17 protein-coding genes are annotated in these 18,364 nt (G+C 69.8%); 2 read left to right on the top strand and 15 right to left on the bottom strand.

Features of this window, described 5'->3' with window-relative positions:
* Positions 1-12: 12 nt before the first annotated feature.
* From rapZ to uvrA, 6 genes are all read right to left on the bottom strand, one after another.
* Positions 13-879 (bottom strand): RNase adapter RapZ, encoded by an 867-nt coding sequence (gene rapZ, locus AB0J16_RS18190; protein ID WP_357958376.1) that lies wholly within the window; start codon positions 877-879, stop codon positions 13-15.
* Positions 880-901: 22 nt separating this feature from the next.
* Positions 902-2,812 (bottom strand): excinuclease ABC subunit UvrC, encoded by a 1,911-nt coding sequence (gene uvrC / locus AB0J16_RS18185; protein ID WP_358541384.1) that lies wholly within the window; start codon positions 2,810-2,812, stop codon positions 902-904.
* A gap of 96 nt (positions 2,813-2,908) precedes the next feature.
* Positions 2,909-3,349 (bottom strand): Rieske (2Fe-2S) protein, encoded by a 441-nt coding sequence (locus tag AB0J16_RS18180; RefSeq protein ID WP_358540430.1) that lies wholly within the window; start codon positions 3,347-3,349, stop codon positions 2,909-2,911.
* A gap of 44 nt (positions 3,350-3,393) precedes the next feature.
* Positions 3,394-3,849, bottom strand: a complete 456-nt coding sequence (locus AB0J16_RS18175; RefSeq protein WP_358540427.1) for a Rieske (2Fe-2S) protein — start codon at positions 3,847-3,849, stop codon at positions 3,394-3,396.
* Between the two features lie 104 nt (positions 3,850-3,953).
* On the bottom strand, positions 3,954-4,379 hold the full coding sequence (locus AB0J16_RS18170; protein WP_358540424.1) for a Rieske (2Fe-2S) protein: 426 nt from the start codon (positions 4,377-4,379) through the stop codon (positions 3,954-3,956).
* A 523-nt stretch (positions 4,380-4,902) separates the two neighbouring features.
* Positions 4,903-7,743: an excinuclease ABC subunit UvrA gene (gene uvrA, locus AB0J16_RS18165; RefSeq protein WP_358540421.1), complete on the bottom strand. Its 2,841-nt coding sequence runs from the start codon at positions 7,741-7,743 to the stop codon at positions 4,903-4,905.
* Positions 7,744-7,961: 218 nt separating this feature from the next.
* Between uvrA and AB0J16_RS18160 the strand changes: the two genes are divergently transcribed.
* Both AB0J16_RS18160 and AB0J16_RS18155 read left to right on the top strand, forming a co-directional pair.
* On the top strand, positions 7,962-8,729 hold the full coding sequence (locus AB0J16_RS18160) for a maleylpyruvate isomerase family mycothiol-dependent enzyme (RefSeq protein WP_358540418.1): 768 nt from the start codon (positions 7,962-7,964) through the stop codon (positions 8,727-8,729).
* Positions 8,726-9,382 carry an MBL fold metallo-hydrolase gene (locus tag AB0J16_RS18155; protein WP_357958362.1) on the top strand — a complete coding sequence of 219 codons (657 nt, stop codon included), beginning with the start codon at positions 8,726-8,728 and terminating at the stop codon, positions 9,380-9,382. The genes AB0J16_RS18160 and AB0J16_RS18155 overlap by 4 nt, the downstream gene beginning before the upstream one ends.
* Positions 9,383-9,394: 12 nt before the next feature.
* Here the strand turns inward: AB0J16_RS18155 and AB0J16_RS18150 are convergent, their stop codons facing one another.
* The 9 genes from AB0J16_RS18150 to steA all read right to left on the bottom strand — a co-directional run bounded on the left by AB0J16_RS18150 (position 9,395) and on the right by steA (position 18,318).
* Positions 9,395-9,667 carry a hypothetical protein gene (locus AB0J16_RS18150; RefSeq protein ID WP_357958360.1) on the bottom strand — a complete coding sequence of 91 codons (273 nt, stop codon included), beginning with the start codon at positions 9,665-9,667 and terminating at the stop codon, positions 9,395-9,397.
* A gap of 38 nt (positions 9,668-9,705) precedes the next feature.
* On the bottom strand, positions 9,706-10,527 hold the full coding sequence (gene pssA / locus AB0J16_RS18145) for a CDP-diacylglycerol--serine O-phosphatidyltransferase (protein ID WP_357958358.1): 822 nt from the start codon (positions 10,525-10,527) through the stop codon (positions 9,706-9,708).
* Complete coding sequence (locus AB0J16_RS18140) at positions 10,514-11,155, bottom strand: phosphatidylserine decarboxylase (protein ID WP_357958355.1); 642 nt, start codon at positions 11,153-11,155, stop codon at positions 10,514-10,516. Before AB0J16_RS18140 ends, pssA begins: the two co-directional genes overlap by 14 nt.
* Before the next feature lie 104 nt (positions 11,156-11,259).
* Positions 11,260-12,240, bottom strand: a complete 981-nt coding sequence (locus AB0J16_RS18135; protein WP_358447821.1) for a TerC family protein — start codon at positions 12,238-12,240, stop codon at positions 11,260-11,262.
* 181 nt (positions 12,241-12,421) lie between these two features.
* Positions 12,422-13,513 carry a glycosyltransferase family 4 protein gene (locus AB0J16_RS18130; RefSeq protein ID WP_358540415.1) on the bottom strand — a complete coding sequence of 364 codons (1,092 nt, stop codon included), beginning with the start codon at positions 13,511-13,513 and terminating at the stop codon, positions 12,422-12,424.
* Between the two features lie 3 nt (positions 13,514-13,516).
* On the bottom strand, positions 13,517-15,145 hold the full coding sequence (locus AB0J16_RS18125) for a lipid II flippase MurJ (protein WP_358540412.1): 1,629 nt from the start codon (positions 15,143-15,145) through the stop codon (positions 13,517-13,519).
* A 143-nt stretch (positions 15,146-15,288) separates the two neighbouring features.
* Complete coding sequence (locus AB0J16_RS18120) at positions 15,289-16,149, bottom strand: hypothetical protein (RefSeq protein ID WP_358540409.1); 861 nt, start codon at positions 16,147-16,149, stop codon at positions 15,289-15,291.
* 1 nt (position 16,150) lies between these two features.
* Positions 16,151-17,125, bottom strand: coding sequence for a copper transporter (locus AB0J16_RS18115; protein ID WP_358540407.1), 975 nt, complete (start codon positions 17,123-17,125; stop codon positions 16,151-16,153).
* Positions 17,122-18,318, bottom strand: a complete 1,197-nt coding sequence (gene steA, locus AB0J16_RS18110; RefSeq protein WP_358540405.1) for a putative cytokinetic ring protein SteA — start codon at positions 18,316-18,318, stop codon at positions 17,122-17,124. Before steA ends, AB0J16_RS18115 begins: the two co-directional genes overlap by 4 nt.
* Between the last annotated feature and the right edge of the window lie 46 nt (positions 18,319-18,364).

Raw genomic sequence — 18,364 nt, 5'->3', positions numbered from 1 at the left:
GGCCTTCATCGGTCACTCCCGCCCCACATCCCGGTGGCTGACCTGGACTTCCATGCCGCGGTCCCGCAGTCGGCCGGCGACCTGCTCGGCCATCGCCACGCTGCGGTGCTTGCCACCCGTACAGCCCACCGCCAGTGTGGCGTAGCTCTTGCCCTCGCGCGCGTATCCGGCGGCGATCACCTGCAGAACCTCCTCGTACGCGTCGAGGAACTCCTTGGCTCCCGGCTGGCCGAGCACGTAGTCGCGCACCGGCGCGTCGAGCCCGCTCATCGGCCGCAGATCCGGCACCCAGTGCGGGTTGGGCAGGAAGCGGCAGTCGACCACGAGGTCGGCGTCGACCGGCAGGCCGTACTTGAAGCCGAACGAGACCACGTTGAGCCGCAGCCCCGGCCGGTCCTCGCCGCCGAAGAAGTTGACGATCTTGTTGCGCAGCTCGTGCACGTTGAGCGAGGAGGTGTCGATCACCAGGTCGGCGTTGGCGCGCACCTCGCGCAGGATGCCGCGTTCGCGGGCTATGCCGTCGACGAGCCGGCCCTCGCCCTGGAGCGGGTGGGGCCTGCGTACGTTCTCGAACCTGCGTACCAGCCCTTCGTCGCTGGCCTCCAGGAAGACCACGCGCACCCGCACGCCGCGGCCCTCAAGCTCTTCGATGGCGGCGTTGAGGTCGCTGGTGAAGGCCAGGCTGCGCACGTCGACGACGGCGGCCACCTTGTCGGCGGCCAGCTTGACCTTGCCCGCCTCCTCCGCCATGGCGAACAGCAGTCCCGGCGGCAGGTTGTCGATGACGAACCAGCCCAGGTCTTCCAACGCCTTGGCCGCGGTGCTGCGACCCGCGCCTGACATGCCGGTGACGATGACGAACGCCGGCTCGGTGTTCATTGCCTCACTCCGTTCGGCGGGCTCACTGTCCCTCCCCCTTCAGCGTCGACGCGATCACCTCGGCGATGGCCGGGCCGATGCCGGGGACCTCGCACATTTCGGCGGCGGTGGCCTCGCGCAGCTTCTTCACGGAGCCGAAGTGTTTGAGCAGCGCCTGCCGACGCGCCGGTCCGAGGCCGGGCACAGTGTCGAGCGCGCTCTCCTTCACGGTCTTGGACCTCTTAGCACGATGGTAGGTGATGGCGAACCTGTGTGCCTCGTCCCGCACGCGTTGCAGCAGGTAGAGTCCCTCGCTGGAGCGCGGCATGATCACCGGCTGGTCGTCGCCGGGCAGCCACACCTCTTCGAGCCGCTTGGCCAGGCCGCACACGGCGACGTCATCGATGCCGAGCTCGTCGAGCGCCCGCTGGGCGGCGGCCGCCTGGGGGCCGGCGCCGTCGACCACGACCAGATTGGGCGGGTAGGCGAACTTGCGCGGCTTCCCGGTCTCCGGGTCGATGGGCCCGTTGGGTCCGTCGGCATCGTCGTCGGCCGCCAGCTCTCCAGTGTTCGAGCGCTCCTCCAGGTAGCGCCGGAACCGCCGCTGGATGACCTCGTAGATGGAGGCGACGTCGCCTTCCTTGGTCTTGACGGCGAAGCGGCGGTATTCGCTCTTGCGGGCCAGGCCGTCCTCGAACACCACCATCGACGCCACGACGTTCTCGCCCTGCAGGTGCGAGACGTCGTAGCACTCGACGCGCAGCGGCACCTGGTCGAGGTCGAGCGCGTCGGCGATCTCCTGCAGCGCCTTGCTGCGGGTGGTCAGGTCGCCGGCCCGGCGGATCTTGTGCTGGGCGAGCGACTCCTTGGCGTTGCGCTCGACGGTCTCCATCAGCGACTTCTTGTCGCCGCGCTGCGGCACCCGGACCTCGACCCGGGCGCGGCGCTGCTCCGACAGCAGCTCGGTGATCGCCTCGTTGTCGGGCGGCAGCACGGGCACGAGGACCTCGCGGGGCATCGACTCGGCGCCCGCCTCGCCGTACATCTGCAGCAGGAACTGCTCCACCAGCTCGCCCGGCGAGCTCTCCTCGACCTTGTCGACCACCCAGCCGCGCTGGCCGCGGATGCGGCCGCCGCGCACGTAGAAGACCTGGACGGCGGCTTCGAGCGGGTCCTCGGCCAGCGCGATCACGTCGGCGTCGGTGCCCTCGCCGAGGACGACGGCCTGCTTCTCGAGCGCGCGCTGCAGGGCCTGGATGTCGTCGCGGAGCCTGGCGGCCCGCTCGTATTCCTGTGCCGCGGCGGCCTCGCGCATGTCGCGCTCAAGCCGCTTGATGAAGCGGCCGGTGTTGCCCGCCATGAAGTCGCAGAAGTCTTCGGCCAGGGCCAGGTGCTCGTCCGGGGTGACCCGGCCCACGCACGGCGCCGAGCACTTGTCGATGTAGCCCAGCAGGCACGGCCGGCCGATCTGCCCGGCCCGCTTGAACACCCCCGCGCTGCACGTGCGGACGGGAAAGACGCGCAGCAGCAGATCGACGGTCTCGCGGATGGCCCAGGCGTGGGAGTAGGGGCCGAAGTAGCGGGTGCCCTTGCGCTTGGCGCCCCGCATCACCTGCACGCGCGGGAAGTCCTCGCCCATGGTGACGGCGAGGTAGGGGTAGGACTTGTCGTCGCGGTATTTGACGTTGAAGCGGGGGTCGAACTCCTTGATCCAGGAGTATTCGAGCTGCAGCGCCTCGACCTCGGTGCCGACCACCGTCCAGTCGACGTCGGCGGCGGTGGTGAGCATCGTCTGAGTGCGCGGATGCAGCGCGGAGAAGTCGGCGAAGTAGGAGTTGAGCCGCTGCCGCAGGCTCTTGGCCTTGCCGACGTAGATCACCCGGCCATGCGCGTCCCTGAACCGGTAGACCCCCGGAGAGTCGGGAATGGACCCCGATTGGGGGCGGAAACTCAGGGGACTGCGCGCTGATCTCGCCACGTTCAAAGACTAACGGGCCGCACCGACAAGGCGGCCCGCCGTACCAGTCGTCCTGGTACGGCGGGCGTGCGCCTAGGCGAGCGTGATCCGGTCTCCCTCAACCTTGATCTGCTGCTCAGGAAGCGGCTTCTTGGCCGGTCCGGCGGAGACGGATCCGTCGTCGATCTTGAACTTGCTGCCGTGGCATGGGCAGTCGATCATCCCGTTCGCGACGCCGCCGACCGTACAGCCCTGGTGGGTGCAGATCGCGCTGAACGCCTTGAACTCGCCCGACTTGGGCTGCACCACCACCACTTTCTGCTCCTTGAAGACCGTCCCCCCGCCCACGGGGATGTCGGAGGTCTTCGCCAATGCGCCGCCCGCGGCCGCCGGAGCACTCGACTGCGTGTCGGCGGTCGAGGTCTGCGCGCCGCTCGCGGCGTCGTTACTGCCGCACGCGGTCAGCGCCAGTGTCAGACCACCTACGCCCACACCGGCGATCATCGCTCTGCGACTCTGAAAGTCATCTCCCATGAGCTCACCCAACCGCACACAGGTGAGAAATTCATGAGGACCCGCTAGGCGAGCGTGATCTTACCGTCGCTGACCTTGATCTTCTTCTCCGCGAGCGGCTCGGAAGCCGGGCCACCTGCGACGGAACCGTCCGAAATCTTGAACTTGCTCCCGTGGCACGGGCAGTTGATGGTGCCGTCCGCGACCTCGTCGACCGTGCATCCCTGATGGGTGCAGACCGCCGTGAACGCCTTGAACTCCCCCTCCGTCGGCTGGGTGACGACTATCTTCTGGCTCTCGAAGACCTTCCCGCCCCCGCTGGGGATGTCGCCGGTTTCGGCGAGCGCCTTGCCGGCGGCGGCTTTCTTCTTCTTCGGGGCCGCGGACGACGGCTCGTCGGCCGCAGGTGCCTCACTCGCCTGGGTCGTCGGCGAGCCGTAGCTCGCGCAAGCGGTCATCACCACTGCGAGCCCGGCGCCTCCGGCCCCGAGCACCACCGCCCGGCGCGTCGTTTCGGTCATATTGCGTCCTCCCAGGTCTCGTTCTCACTTCAGGTACGGCCAGCGCCCTCGCGCCGGTTCAGCCTGCCGTACGCCAATCCCGGGAACCACGCAGAATTACCTGTTCAGGCCACCACGACGCCGTCACCCACGACCTTGACCTGATAGGCCACGAGCGGCGCGGTCGCCGGGCCCTTGAGCGCCTTGCCGCTGTCGGCGGCGAACTCGCTGCCGTGGCACCCGCACGTGATCACGTTCTCCTCGGGCGAGCCGACGGCGCAGCCCTTGTGCGTGCAGACCGCGCTGAACGCCTTGAAGACGCCCTTCGCCGGCTGGGTGACGACGATCTTGTACTTCTCCACCAGGACGCCGCCGCCCACGGGCACGTCCGCGGTCTTGGCGAGCACCTGCCCCTTGATTCCGGCAGGCTCCGCGCTGGCGCCGCCGCCACACCCCGCGACCGCGAGACCGCACGCCGCCAGTCCGGCCGCGCCGAGCGCCTCGCGACGCCCGATTTCGGGCATGGCGCTGCCCAGCTCCGTAATCCCCATGGTGTGAGCCCTTCCCCGTGGCCACTGACCCCCTGCAGGCCAGGCCGCTATCGTCTGGTCAACTTTATTCCCGACACCCCTCGGTCCCCCGTCCGGGTCATCGCCGCGAGGCAGAGAATCCCGAGCCACCGCGCCTCGCCCGACGTAGGCCCCGCAGGCCCGCCCGACCGTTCAACGCCCAGCCAGCACCGCATGACGCCGCCTCAGGGACCCGCACCTTCGGGGCTGTGACCGCCTTACCGGACCTCATGACGCCCCTCAGAGGCCCGCCCTTCGGGGGTTGTGACCGCCTTACCGGACCTCACGGACCCGCCCCTGCGAGGGGGTGACTGTGACACATTGCTATCGGGCCCCATGGCGCCCCTTAGGGACCCGCACCCCCTCAGGCCCGCACGACGGTCCCAGGCCCCGTCCATCACCAGGCCGAGCCCCCGACCGTCCCGTCCCGACGGACACGGCCGGTCCCCGGGTTTCCGTACGGCGGCTACCCGCCGTACAGAAAAACCCTGGAGAAAAGGGAACCTCAGAGCGAGAGGATCTTGCGCAGGAAGCGCCCCGTGTGGCTCTCGTCCACCAGCGCGATCTCCTCAGGCGTCCCCGTGGCCACCAGCGTGCCGCCCCGCGAGCCACCCTCGGGCCCCATGTCGATCACCCAGTCGGCCGTCTTGATGACGTCGAGGTTGTGCTCGATGACGATCACCGTGTTGCCGCCGTCGACCAGCCGCCCGAGCACTCCGAGGAGCCGCCGGATGTCCTCGAAGTGCAGCCCGGTGGTCGGCTCGTCGAGCACGTAGATCGTCCGCCCGGTCTGCCGCCGCTGCAGCTCGGAGGCCAGCTTGACGCGCTGCGCCTCGCCGCCGGACAGGGTCGTGGCGGGCTGCCCGAGCCGTACGTAGCCGAGGCCGACGTCGTTGAGCGTCTGCAGGTGGCGCTTGATCGCCGGAATCGCGTCGAAGAAGCCGAGCGCCTCCTCGATCGGCATGTCGAGCACCTCGGAGATCGTCTTGCCCTTGTAGTGGACCTCCAGCGTCTCCCGGTTGTAGCGGGCGCCGTGGCAGACCTCGCACGGGACGTACACGTCGGGCAGGAAGTTCATCTCGATCTTGATGGTGCCGTCGCCGGCGCACGCCTCGCAGCGGCCGCCCTTGACGTTGAAGCTGAAGCGTCCCGGCTGGTAGCCGCGCACCTTGGCCTCGGTGGTGGCCGCGAACAGCTTGCGTACGTGGTCGAACACGCCGGTGTAGGTGGCCGGGTTGGAGCGCGGGGTGCGCCCGATCGGCGACTGGTCGACGTGGACGACCTTGTCGACCTGGTCGATGCCGTTGATCCGGGAGTGCCGCCCGGGCACGGTGCGCGCCCCGTTGAGCTCCTTGGCCAGCGCGTTGTAGAGGATGTCGTTGACCAGGGTCGACTTGCCGGACCCCGACACGCCGGTGACCGCGGTGAACAGGCCGAGCGGGAACTCGATGTCGACGCCCTTGAGGTTGTGCTCGCGCGCGCCCTTGACCGTGATCTGCCGCTTCCTGTCGCGCTTGCGGCGCTTGGCGGGGATCGGGATGCTCCTGCGCCCGGACAGGTATTGGCCGGTCATCGACTCTTCGCTGGCCAGCAGCTCCTGAACGGTGCCGGACACGACGACCTGGCCGCCGTGCTCGCCCGCGCCCGGACCGATGTCGACCACCCAGTCGGCGGCCGCGATCGTGTCCTCGTCGTGCTCGACGACGATCAGCGTGTTGCCCATGTCGCGCAGCCTGATCAGCGTGTCGAGCAGCCGCATGTTGTCGCGCTGGTGCAGGCCGATCGACGGCTCGTCCAGGACGTACAGGACGCCGACCAGGCCGGAGCCGATCTGGGTGGCCAGCCGGATGCGCTGGGCCTCGCCGCCCGCCAGGGTGGCGGCGGCGCGGTCCATGGTCAGGTAGTCGAGGCCGACGTCGAGCAGGAAGCCCATGCGGGCGTTGATCTCCTTGACCACCCGCTCGGCGATCTGCATGTCGCGGTCGGACAGCTTGAGCTCGGACAGGAACTCCGCGCACTCGCCGATCGACATGGACGACACGTCGGCGATCGACTTGTCGGCGACGGTGACGGCCAGCGTGACCGGCTTGAGCCTGGCGCCCTTGCAGGCCGGGCAGGGGATCTCGCGCATGTAGCCCTCGAACCGCTCGCGGGTCGAGTCGCTCTCGGCTTCGACGTGCCGGCGCTGGACCCACGGGATGACGCCCTCGTAGGTCGTGTAGTAGGAGCGCTGCCTGCCGTAGCGGTTGCTGTAGCGGACGTGCACCTGCTCGTCGTGGCCGAACAGCAGGGACTTCTGCGCGGCCTTGGGCAGCTTCTCCCACGGCGTGTCGAGGGTGAAGCCCATGGTGTGGCCGAGCGCCTCGACGAGTCTGACGAAGTATTCGCTGGTGTGGCCGCCCGACCAGGGGTGGAGCGCGCCGTCTCGGAGCGTCGCCTCCGGATCGGGGACGACCAGGTCGGGGTCGACCTCCATCTTGGTGCCGAGCCCCGTGCACTCCGGGCAGGCGCCGAAAGGCGAGTTGAAGGAGAACGAGCGCGGCTCCAGCTCCTCGAACGACAGGTCGTCGTAGGGGCAGTAGAGATGCTCGGAGTAGAAGCGCTCGCGGTTGGGATCGCCCTCGGGCAGGTCGACGAACTCCAGCGTGATCGTGCCGCCGGACAGCTGCAGCGCGGTCTCGACCGAGTCGGTGAGCCGTCGGCGCGACGACTCCTTCACCGACAGCCGGTCGACGATGACCTCGATGTCGTGCTTCTCCTGCTTCTTCAGCGTGGGCGGCTCCTCCAGCCGGATGATCACGCCGTCGACCCGCGCCCGGGCGAAGCCCTTGGTCTGCAGCTCTCGGAACAGCTCGGCGTATTCGCCCTTGCGACCCCTGACGACCGGGGCCAGCACCTGGAAGCGGGTGCCCTCCTCCAGATCCATCACGCGGTCGACGATCTGCTGCGGCATCTGCCTGGCGATCGGCCGCGCGCACACCGGGCAGTGGGGCTTGCCGATGCGCGCCCACAGCAGCCTCAGGTAGTCGTAGACCTCGGTGATCGTGCCGACCGTCGAGCGGGGGTTCTTGCTGGTGGCCTTCTGGTCGATCGACACCGCGGGAGACAGGCCCTCGATGAAGTCCACGTCGGGCTTGTCCATCTGACCGAGGAACTGGCGGGCGTAGGCCGACAACGACTCGACATAGCGCCGCTGGCCCTCAGCGAAGATCGTGTCGAAGGCCAGGCTCGACTTGCCCGAGCCGGACAGGCCGGTGAAGACGATCAGAGAGTCTCGCGGCAGGTCCAGCGAGACGTCTTTGAGGTTGTGTTCTCGTGCACCACGCACGATCAGGCGGTCTGCCACGGCGATCCCGGATGTCGAAAGGCGGATAGGTCCACGGGGGATGGTAGACGGGGGCTCCGACAATTTCGGCGGCCCGCTCGTCGAACCCCGAAAATCCGTCGCTACCAGGTTACGGCCTACTCCCACCCCTGCAGGTGGCCTTTAGCTGTCAACCGCGTGACCAGCCATTTTATGCCCCCAGCAGCCCCCAGAACCCCCCGGATGATGAAATATCCGGCATGACCGTTCTGCTGACGCTGCAGGCCGAGCTGGCCGCGTCGACCGCCCGTTTTCTGGCCACGGCGGCGTCCCTTACCGAGGACGACGTCGCCGCCCCCTCGCTCCTTCCGGGCTGGTCCAGGGGCCACGTGCTCGCCCACGTGGCGGGCAACGCCGACAGCCACATCAACCTGCTGACCTGGGCCAGGACCGGAGTCGAGACGCCGCAGTACCCGACCGCCGCGGCGCGGGAGGCGGGCATCGAGGCCGGCGCGGGCCGTACTCCCGCCGAGCACGTCGCCGAGCTGGCGGCCGCCGACGCCCGGCTGGCCGCCGAGATCCACGACCTCCCGGAGGCGGCGTGGCGGGCGACCGTCTCGGCCATGCGCCCGCCGCCGCACCCCGCCTGGTACATCCTCGTACGGCGGCTGCGCGAGGTCGAAGTGCACCACGTGGATCTCGGCGCGGGGTACGGCCCGGCGGACTGGCCCGAGACGTTCGTCGACCGGGAACTCCACGACTGCATGCGGTGCTGGCCGCACGCGCGAAGCACCGTCAGCGAGATCACCCTGCGCGGTGGGCGGACGTGGGGCGACCTGGGCCCCGGGCCGGCGGTCGAGGGCGACGCGGCCGACGTTCTGGCATGGCTCATCGGGAGATCCGACGGCACGGGCGTTAGGGTGGTGACGGAGGGGCGGCTGTCAACGCCGGTTCCCGTGGCGCCGCCCTGGATGACGATGCCCGCCCCCGCTGATCTGCCCGCGACGCCCCCGAAGGACTACCCATGACCTACACAGGTGACGTCCAGGTCGGCGGTCCCGCCGACGTACGCGAGCTCCCGAAGCTGTCGATCTGCAAGCTGGCAGTGGGGCCGTTCGACAACAACGCCTACCTGCTGCGCTGCACCCAGACCGGCGACGGCCTGCTGATCGACGCCGCCGCGGAGGCCGACCGGCTGCTGGCGCTCATCACCGACCAGCCGATCAGCGCGATCGTCACGACCCACCAGCACGGCGACCACTGGCAGGCGCTGGAGCAGGTGACCAAGGTGACGGGCGCCCAGGTGATCGCGCACCCGCTCGACGCGCCCGGCCTGCCGATCCCGGTGGACCGCACGGTCGAGCACGGCGACAGGATCACGGTCGGCGTGGCCGACCTCGAGGTGATCCACTTGCGCGGTCACACGCCCGGTTCGATCGCCCTGCTGTACGACGGCGGCGACGAGGGGCGACACCTGTTCACCGGCGACTCGCTCTTCCCGGGTGGGGTGGGCAACACGCAGAAGGATCCGGAGCGCTTCGCCCAGCTCTTCGGCGATGTCGCCGAGCGGATCTTCGACCGGCTGCCCGACGACACCTGGGTGTACCCGGGCCACGGCAAGGACACCACGCTCGGCGCCGAGCGCCCGTCCCTGCCGGAATGGAAGGCCCGAGGCTGGTAAGACCCGCCAACGTCAGCGGTTCGCCAGGACTCGGGCGATCCGCTGGGCCGCCAGGGCGGGATCGTCGGCGAGGCCGACGACCTCGCCCCACGACCAGCGGTAGAACCAACCCTCCGGCAGCGGCACGCAGTCGACGGTCTCGACGAGCATCGCGGTGTCGGGATCGCTGACCCGCAGCGCGGGCGGGTAGGGCAGCAGGGTAGTGGTCAGCCCGTGCAGCTCCAGCTCCCTGGCCAGCTTCGCGAGAAAGTACGTACGCGTGTGCTCGCGCGGCGTGGCCGACATGGCTGCATCACCACCCGGATAACGGCGGACGTATCCGCTCAGCTGCCGATGCGCTCGGCTTCCCTGCGCTGCTCACGCTTGTAGAACAGCACCCGCAGCGGGATCGCCGCCACGAGCGCGATCTGCATGGTGGCGCCGATCTTGATGGGCAGGTCGCCACCCTCGGGCCAGGCCACCCAGAAGGTCAGGAAGGCCACATTGATCATGATCCACCCGAGCACCACCGCGGCGAGCTGCCCCTTGGGCTTGGGGTATTCGATCCGGCTCACCATCAGCCAGGCCACGCCGAGCACCGCGAGCAACGAGTAAAGGCTCGGCTGGAACAGCATCACGATCGAGATGACGGTCATGGCGCCCATGGGAATGGGCAGGCCCATGAAGTCGCCGCTCTTGGTCTTGACGCAGGCGAACCGCGCCAGCCGGACGACACCGGCGACCAGCACCGCCGCGGCGGCGGCCACCACAGCGGCGAACGGCACCTTGTCCGTGAAACCACCCCAGATCACGACCATGAACGCGGGCGCGAACCCGAAGCTGATCACGTCGGCGAGGTTGTCGAGCTCGGCGCCCATGGCCGAGGCGCGGAAGCGCCGCGCGACCAGACCGTCGAACAGGTCACAGGTGGCGCCGATGAGCAGCAGCACCACGGCGGTCGCGAAGTAGCTCGGCGCGGGCGTGAAGTCGCCCCCGGCCTTGAGCGACTGGATCGCCGATGAGGCCAGGACGCACACCGCGAGAAACCCGCAGATGGCGTTGCCCAGCGAGAGCGAGTCCGCCGCGGACAGGCGGAACGCCTTGCCGACGGGTCCTCGAGGTTCTTCGTCGTCGGCCTGCCAGCTGCCGGCGTCAGCCGCGGTCAATTCTGGTCACCCCCGCAACCGTCTTCTCGCCCACGGACACCGCGGACGAGATCCCTTCGGGAAGGTAGATGTCGACCCGCGACCCGAACCTGATGAGCCCGATCCGCTCGGTCTGCGAGACCTTGGCGCCGACGGTCACGTATGGCACGATCCTGCGCGCCACCGCGCCTGCGATCTGCACCATCTCGACGTCGCCGAGCGCCGTCGCGAAATGCCACACCACGCGTTCGTTCTGGTCGCTGTCCTTGTTGAAAGCCGGCAGGAACCCACCCGCCACATGCTGCACGGAGGTGACATTTCCCGCAAGGGGGGCCCTGTTCACATGGACGTTCAGCGGGCTCATGAAGATCGCGACGCGGGTGCGCCCGTCGGCCTGCGGGTCGATGCTCTGCACGACGCCGTCGGCCGGTGACAGGATCCGCCCCTCGCCCGGCGTGCGGTCCGGGTCACGGAAGAACCAGAGCATGGCACCGGTGAGGGCGCCCAGCGGCACAGCCGCCAGCGCCCATCGACGGTCCCGGCGCGTCAGCAGCGCGGTGGTGGCCGCGGCGGCGACGGTGGGGAAGAGCCACGGGGACACCCCGCGCGCGAGCCGCACGCGGCCCGTCTTGGCAGAATCGTCTGACACGTACAACCTTCGATGGTGACTGGACTGGGCGCTTTGCCGTGATGTTACAGAGTCAGCAACTATTACACGGCGCAACTTCTCAAGCAAAGCGCCTCGAAAGCCATTTAGCTAGCCCTGCTGGCTTCCTCGCCCTTGCGCGCATCGACACGGGCCTTGATCAGGCTGGCCGCGGTGGTGATGACCATGGTGGCGCCGATGACCGTGAGCGAGACCCAGATGGGGATTTCGGGCGCCCAGGAGACCTCGCTGGCATGCAGTGCCTCCAATATGAGCTTAACCCCGATGAAGCCCAATATGAACGCAAGTCCATAGCTGATGTAGACCAGTCGCTGAAGCAGGCCCCCCAGCAGGAAGTAGAGCTGACGTAGTCCCATCAGCGCGAACGCGTTGGCCGCGAAGACGATGAACGGGTCCTTGGTGAGTCCGAAAATGGCGGGAATCGAGTCGAGCGCGAACAGCAGGTCGGTGCTGCCGATGGCGACCATCACGATGAGCATCGGGGTGACCATCCGACGCCCGTCGATCTTGACGGTGACCTTCGACCCGACGTAGCCCTCGGTGGTGGGGAAGGCCTTGCGCACCCACCTGAGCAGGATGTTCTCGTTGAACTCCTCTTCGTCGCCCTTGAGGTGCTGCCGGATCAGGTTGATCGCGGTGTAGACCAGGAAAGCGCCGAAGACGTAGAACAACCAGCTGAACCGCTCCAGCGCCGCCGCGCCGAGCGCGATGAAGATGCCGCGCATGACCAGCGCCAGCAGGATCCCGACGAGCAGCACCTTGTGCTGGTACGCCTTGGGCACCGCGAACCTGCTCATGATGATGAAGAAGATGAACAGGTTGTCGACGCTCAAGCTGTATTCGGTGATGTAGCCGGCGAAGAACTCCCCCGCCTTGGCACCGCCGAGCGTGGCCCACAGCAGACCGCCGAACACCACGGCGAGCAGCACATAGAAGGTGACCCAGTATCCGGCCTGCCGCATCGAGAACTCGCGGGCTTCACCGCGGTCGACGATCCAGAGGTCGATGGCGAGAACGACCAGCAGGCCGCCTATGACGGCGATCCAGGCCCAAACAGGTACGATCACGTGGTCTACCTCCGGCATGCAAAAAAAGAGCGCCGGAGGTCTCTCCCGCCCGCCAAGCACGCGGACCGGCAGCCCCGGGGGCCCCGTGGAGCGGGACTACACCGTGATGACGAGGCTGCCGCGAAGGGATACTCCCCTCCCTAACGCACGCAGTATATGAGAACGCGTAAGTCTCGCCTAATCATTCGTGCTGTCTTGACCGTCCGTAGACGTTCAGCACACTTTCCACCGCTTCGTCGGCATCCGGAAGCTCGGCCCCCCGCAGCGCCGCCGCCGCGGCCAGCCGCGCCGCCCCGGCGTCGTCTCCGACCACATCCTGTACGGCACCCCGCAGCGCCGCCACGTCCCCGTACGGCACCAGGATCCCCGCCCCGGCCAGCAGATCGGGCACCCCGCCCACCGCCGTCGCGATGACCGGCCGCCCCACCATGAGGGCCTCGCTCACGCTCAACGGCTGGCCCTCCCACCTGCTCGCCCACACCACGACAGTCGCGGCGGCGAGCAGGTCGGGCACGTCATCCCGGTTGCCCAGAAGCACCACGGGCAGCGCCTCGGCCTCGATCCGGCGCCGCAACTCGCCGAGCAACGGCCCATCCCCCGCCACCGCGAACAGCGGCGTCTCACCCTCGCCCGCCCAAGGCCCGCGAGCGGCGTCGAGGAGCGTCTCCAAGCCCTTCTGCTGGGCCAGCCTGGCGACGGTCAGCACGATCGGTCGCCGCCCCGCCCCCAACTCGGCCCTGACTTCCTGCGGCGAACGCCGGGCGGCCCGCGGCACCGGCGCGGGCACCACGGCCGGCCCTACCTCCCGCGCCCCCAGCGCCCTCATCCGCTCCCCCAGGTCGGGCGAGACGACCAGCACCTGGTCGGCCAGCCTGGCCACAACCCGTTCGAGCCCGCCGTAGACGACCCCGATCAGCCCCCCGGCGGTGAGCGCGTTGTGCAACGTCACCACCAGCGGCACCCGGCCCCACAGCCCCAGCCCGGCCAGCGCCCCGGCCCGCAGGCCGTGGGCGTGCACCACCTCGGCGTCCTTGGTCACCCGCCGGATCGCGAGCACGGCACGCAGGTCATTGACCGGATGCGGCCGATCCGACATCGGCACCGCCACGAACCGGGCCCCGGCCGCAGCGAACGAGAACTGCTCCTCGACGCTCTCCGGCCCCACGACCACCACGCGATGGCCACGCCGGATGAGCCCCTCGACCAGCATCCGGACATGCCGTCCCGTCCCCCCGGACGCGGTGCCCATCACGAACGCCACCCGCACAGCCACCCCTCACTTCCCAGATCCACGCCTGAACGAACCGGCCACCGCCCGAGCCGTCGGCCGGTCCACCAGCGCCACCACCACGCCCCCGGCGACGGCCGCCGCGAGCGCCGCCAGCACGGTCGCCCCGACATTGGGCCAGATGCCCCGCGCCCCCAGCACCCCCACGACCGCCGCGCCGGCGAGGTAACCCGCGCCACCGCCGGCGACCGAGGCCAGCGCGGCCCGGCCCAGCCCGGCCACCGCGACGTGCCCCCGCGCCCGCACCACCGAGGCGAGCAGCAGCGCGCCCCCCACCGTCATCCCGGTGGTCATGCCGAGCGCCAGCCCCCCGAGCTTCCAGTCACCGGGAAACGTCAGCGCGAACACGGTCTGCGCCACCATGACGACGCCCCACCCCAGCACGGTGCCCGTCGCCACGGCCCGCCCGCGCCCGGCCGCGTACAGGACCCGGCTCAGCTGCGCGATGAGCCCATAGCCGACGAGCCCTGGCGCGAACAGCGCGATCGCGCGGGCGAAATCCGGCGCGGGCACGTCGCTCTTGAAGCCGAGGAACACCACCGCCCCGGGCTCGGCCACCGCGGCGAGCACCCCGGCGGCCAGCCCCGACACCAGCACCACCGCCCGCGTGGTCCGCGCCGCGAGCGCCGCGAACCCCGCCGTGTCGCCGCTGCCCGCCTGCGCGGACAGCCGTGGAAAGGCGCTGGTGGCGATGGGCACGGCCAGCACCGCGTACGGCACCAGGTAGATCGCCCAGGCGTAGTTGTAGACCACGATGGCCCCGTTGCCGACCTCCCGGTTGGACAGCACGACCACCATGGCCATGGCGGCCTGCTGGGCGATCAGCGCGGCCACCCCGGCCAGCGCGAGCCTGCGCACCTGGACGGCCACGCCGTCGGGGAAGCGCAGCGTGGGCCGCCACCGCAACCCGAGCCCGGCGACCGGGCCGATCACGGTCAGCACCAGGGCCAGCACCCCGAGGCTGGTGCCCACGGACAGCGCGAGCTCGGCGGGCACGGGCACTCGGCCAGGATCGGTGACGCCCCCGCTGAGCGGCACGAACAGCAGGTAGGCGACGATGACCACGAGGCTGGACACCAGCGGGGCGACGGCGGGCCCGGCGAAGCGGTGGTGGGACTGGAGCACGCCGTAGAGGACGACCGCGACGCCGTACAGCGGGATCTGGGGGGCGAAGACGACCAGCATGCGGGTGGCGACCGCGGTCACCTCGCTCAGGTCACAGTCAGGCACCGCGTTGCCGAAGAACAGCCCGAGGATCGGCCCGGCGAGCACCGCGGTCAGCACGCCGAGCGGCACCAGCACCACGAGCACCCAGCTCAGCAGCGCCGAACTGATCCACCCGATCCGCTCCCGGTCCGGGCCGCCGCTCGAATCGTGCCCCGGCCCGGCTCCCGCGAGCACCGGGACCACCATCCCGGCGAGCGCGCCGCCGACGACCACCTCGAAGACGATGTTGGGGATCCCATTGGCCGTGGCGTAGGCCGTCCCCAGGCAGTTGGTGCCCACCGTCTGGGCGAACGCGTATTGCTTGGCGAACCCGGCGACCCGGGCCAGCACGGTGATGGCCCCGATGAGCAGCGCCCCACCGGCGACGCCGCGGACGAGCCGCTCCCTCACCACACCCGCCCCGCCCCGAACCCGATCACGCGAACATCCTGGCAGGCCGCACCGACAATCGCGCAGGGCGCCCCATCACCTAACAGGACACCGACTCACACCACGCCGCAGGACACCACACACCACATCGACGGGACGGCGACTCATGCCGGGTCGACGGGACGGCGACCGAGCATGTCCAGCCGATTGAGCACCGGATTACCGGCGATGACCTTGGTGAAGCTGACCTTCTCCGACGCCGCCGTCAACGCCGCCACCGTACCGAGCAGCACGAACCGCCCCGGACGCCCCAGTTTGGTCACCGCGGCCAGCCCGAGCAGCGCCCCCAGCGCGTTGGCCCCCGCGTCGCCGAGCATCGCCCGCTCGCCGAGGTCGTCGGGGAGCAGCGCGGCGGCGGCGCCCAGGGGCACGGCGGTCAGCGCGGCGGTCAGCGGCGCGTCACGGAAGAGCGAGGCCGCCAGCAGCGGCCCACCCGTGAGCAGGCCCACCTTGATCGCCCGGCCGGGCCGCAGGTCGAAGAGGTTGGCCAGGTTGGCGGTGCCCGCGATGGCCGCGCCGTTGACCAGCGTGTCGACCGGCCCCCGTGAGACGAGCGCCGCCGCGCCCAGCCCGGTGGCCCCGATGCCGAGGATCTTGACCGCCCCGCTGGTCACCTCGCCGCGGCCCAGCGCGGTCAGGTGCCCCTTGAAGCCCTTGGACTTGGTCGTGCCGTAAAGGTCGTCGTAGGCGCCGAGCGCTCCGCTGCCGACCCCGGCCAGCAGCGCCGCCAGGCGTACGCGGGGCGGAAGACCCGGCGCGAGCGCGGCCGCCGCGCCGGAGCCGGCCACGAACGCGGGGCCCTCCAGCAGCGTGATCGGCTCGCCGCGGTGGTTGGTGCGGGTCCAGCGGCCCGGCTCCTTCTCGTCGGCGCGCGGCGCCAGGCGGGTGAAGGCGGTGTAGGCGGCGCGGGCCGCGACGGCGCCGATCGCGGCGCCGGCGAGGGCGTAGAGGAGGCCACGAGCCATGTCAGCTCCCTGACTGGGTGGGGGACGGGGTCGCGGTCGGTGCCGCGGGCTGGAACGTAGGGGCTCCCGTGCCGATGCCGTAGTGGCCGGCGCGGCCGCTCAGCTGCTCGCGGAGCGCGTCGACGACCACGATCCGGCCCGCGGGCATGTCGGGCGTGTCGACGGTCGAGACGCGCTTGGCGATCTCGCCCTCGTCGCGCAGCGCGCCGACCACGCCTCCGGAGACGGCGGCGGTGGCGGCGGTGCCCGTCACCACCGCGCCCTTTCCGCCGGCGTCGAGGCCGCTCACGAGCGAGATGAGGGCGTCGGCCTGGGCCTCGGCGTTCTCGCCTTCGTACGGCTTCTCCGGGGCGAACATCACGGCCAGCGTGGCCCGCTTGCTCGGATCGCCCTCCACGCTGAGGAAGCCGCCCTCCTCGAAGCCACCGAGAACCGCGCCGGTGGCCGGGTTGGCCGTGCCGGCCACGGCCTGGTCGGCGGTCATGACGGCGGCGGCCAGCACGGCGCCGGCCTTCTGGTAGGCGGTGATCGCGGCAGGAAAAGTGACGTTGTCCGGCTTAAGAGTGTTGGCCAGACCGTCGATCACACCGCTCTGCTTGGTGTCGACGAACTTCTCGCTCAGCACGACGCGCCCCGTGACCACGGCGCCCGACTGGGCCAGCACCTGCTGCTCGGCCTCGCGGTAGGTGGTGCTGGAGCCCGGCGCCTCGATGAGCACGACGTGCTGGCCGGTGAGCTCGCCCGCGACGCGTTGCGCGGTGAGCGCGGTGACGAAGGAGTCGTTGCCCGCCTCCCTGCCCCGCAATGCGTCGATCGTGGCTCTGAGGCTGGTGTTGTCCTTGGTCATCTGGTCGCTCGTCCGTCTGGCCAGCTCGATGGCGGGCGACTGGAGCAGCGTGGTGCCCATGACGATGCCGACCGCCAGCGCGAGGAAGATCGCGACGATGGACACGAGGTGATAGCGGAAATCGATCACGAGAAGAGTCCGACCAACCAGAAGATGAAGGCGTTCCAGAAATCTTGCATGCCGTTCAGCCAGGTCTGGCCGATCGGCGACAGGAAGAGCGCGACGCCCATCGTGATCAACGCGGTGATCACGAGCAGCAGCAGCTGGGGCGTCGAGATGCGGCTTCGGTAGAGCCTACTCACTCCCTTGGCGTCGATGAGCTTGCTGCCGACCCGCAGCCGGGTGAGAAAGGTGCTGGCCATCCCCGAACGACCCTTGTCGAGGAATTCCTCCAGCGTGCCGTGGGTGCCGACCGCCACGATCAGCTCGGCGCCCTTGTCGTCGGCCAGCAGCATCGCGATGTCCTCGCTGGTGCCGGTGGAGGGAAAGATCACCGCTTCGCGGCCGAGCTGGTGGACGCGCTCCAGGCCGGGCGCCCTGCCGTCGCGGTAGGCGTGCACGACGAGCTCGGCGCCGCAGCTCAGCGCCTTGGTGGAGACCGAGTCGAAGTCACCGACGATCACGTCGGGCAGGTAGCCGGCCTCCAGCAGCGCGTCGGCACCGCCGTCGACACCGACGAGCACCGGGCGGTATTCCCTGATATAGGGGCGCAAGGTGGCGATGTCTTCTTTGTAGTGGTAGCCGCGCACCACGATCAGGACATGCCGGCCCTCCATGGGGGTGCGGATGTCCGGCACGCCGACTCCGTCGATGAGCAGCTTGCCCTCGCCCCGGACGTACTCCATCGTGTTGACGGCGAACGCCTCGATCTGCACCGCGAGACCGGCACGCGCCTCGGCCATGGCGGCCTCGACCGCGTCGGGCGTCTGCTCCTCGCCCTTGCCGACCACGTCACCGTCGAGGTAGACGACCCCGTCGTGGATCCGGACGACATCGCCGTCCTTGACCCGTTCGAACAGATCCTGGGTGGCGTTGTCGACGAAGGGCACCCCGGACTCGATGATGATCTGCGGGCCGAGGTTGGGATAGCGTCCACTGATGCCGGCGGCGACGTTGACCACGGCCGACACCCCGCACGCGACAAGCGCCTCCCCGCTGACCCGGTCCACGTCGACGTGGTCGATAATCGCTATTTCACCGGGCTGGAGGCGCTTGGTCAGCCTCTTAGTCCGCCGATCGACTCTCGCCACTGCCGTGACACCGGGAAGGTCCGTGACCTTCCTAGCGCGGAGGCCCGGCATCCTGCTCCCCGGAACCTTCATCAAGACCATCCTGCCAGAGTGAAGCAGCGCAGAGGCCACGCACTGC

The organism is Nonomuraea sp. NPDC049750 (assembly GCF_040659625.1).
Taxonomy (GTDB): Bacteria; Actinomycetota; Actinomycetes; order Streptosporangiales; family Streptosporangiaceae; genus Nonomuraea.
Note: the sequence above shows the minus strand (reverse complement) of the source record. Positions and strands in the feature narration are given on the sequence as shown.

Bases quoted from the DNA above. Each gene is read 5' to 3' on its own strand.
- rapZ (WP_357958376.1), bottom strand. From the start codon at position 879: ATGAACACCGAGCCGGCGTTCGTCATCGTCACCGGCATGTCAGGCGCG.
- AB0J16_RS18160 (WP_358540418.1), top strand. From the start codon at position 7,962: ATGACCGTTCTGCTGACGCTGCAGGCCGAGCTGGCCGCGTCGACCGCC.
- AB0J16_RS18155 (WP_357958362.1), top strand. From the start codon at position 8,726: ATGACCTACACAGGTGACGTCCAGGTCGGCGGTCCCGCCGACGTACGC.
- AB0J16_RS18170 (WP_358540424.1), bottom strand. From the start codon at position 4,379: ATGGGGATTACGGAGCTGGGCAGCGCCATGCCCGAAATCGGGCGTCGC.
- AB0J16_RS18175 (WP_358540427.1), bottom strand. From the start codon at position 3,849: ATGACCGAAACGACGCGCCGGGCGGTGGTGCTCGGGGCCGGAGGCGCC.
- AB0J16_RS18120 (WP_358540409.1), bottom strand. From the start codon at position 16,149: ATGGCTCGTGGCCTCCTCTACGCCCTCGCCGGCGCCGCGATCGGCGCC.
- AB0J16_RS18180 (WP_358540430.1), bottom strand. From the start codon at position 3,349: ATGGGAGATGACTTTCAGAGTCGCAGAGCGATGATCGCCGGTGTGGGC.
- steA (WP_358540405.1), bottom strand. From the start codon at position 18,318: ATGAAGGTTCCGGGGAGCAGGATGCCGGGCCTCCGCGCTAGGAAGGTC.
- AB0J16_RS18150 (WP_357958360.1), bottom strand. From the start codon at position 9,667: ATGTCGGCCACGCCGCGCGAGCACACGCGTACGTACTTTCTCGCGAAG.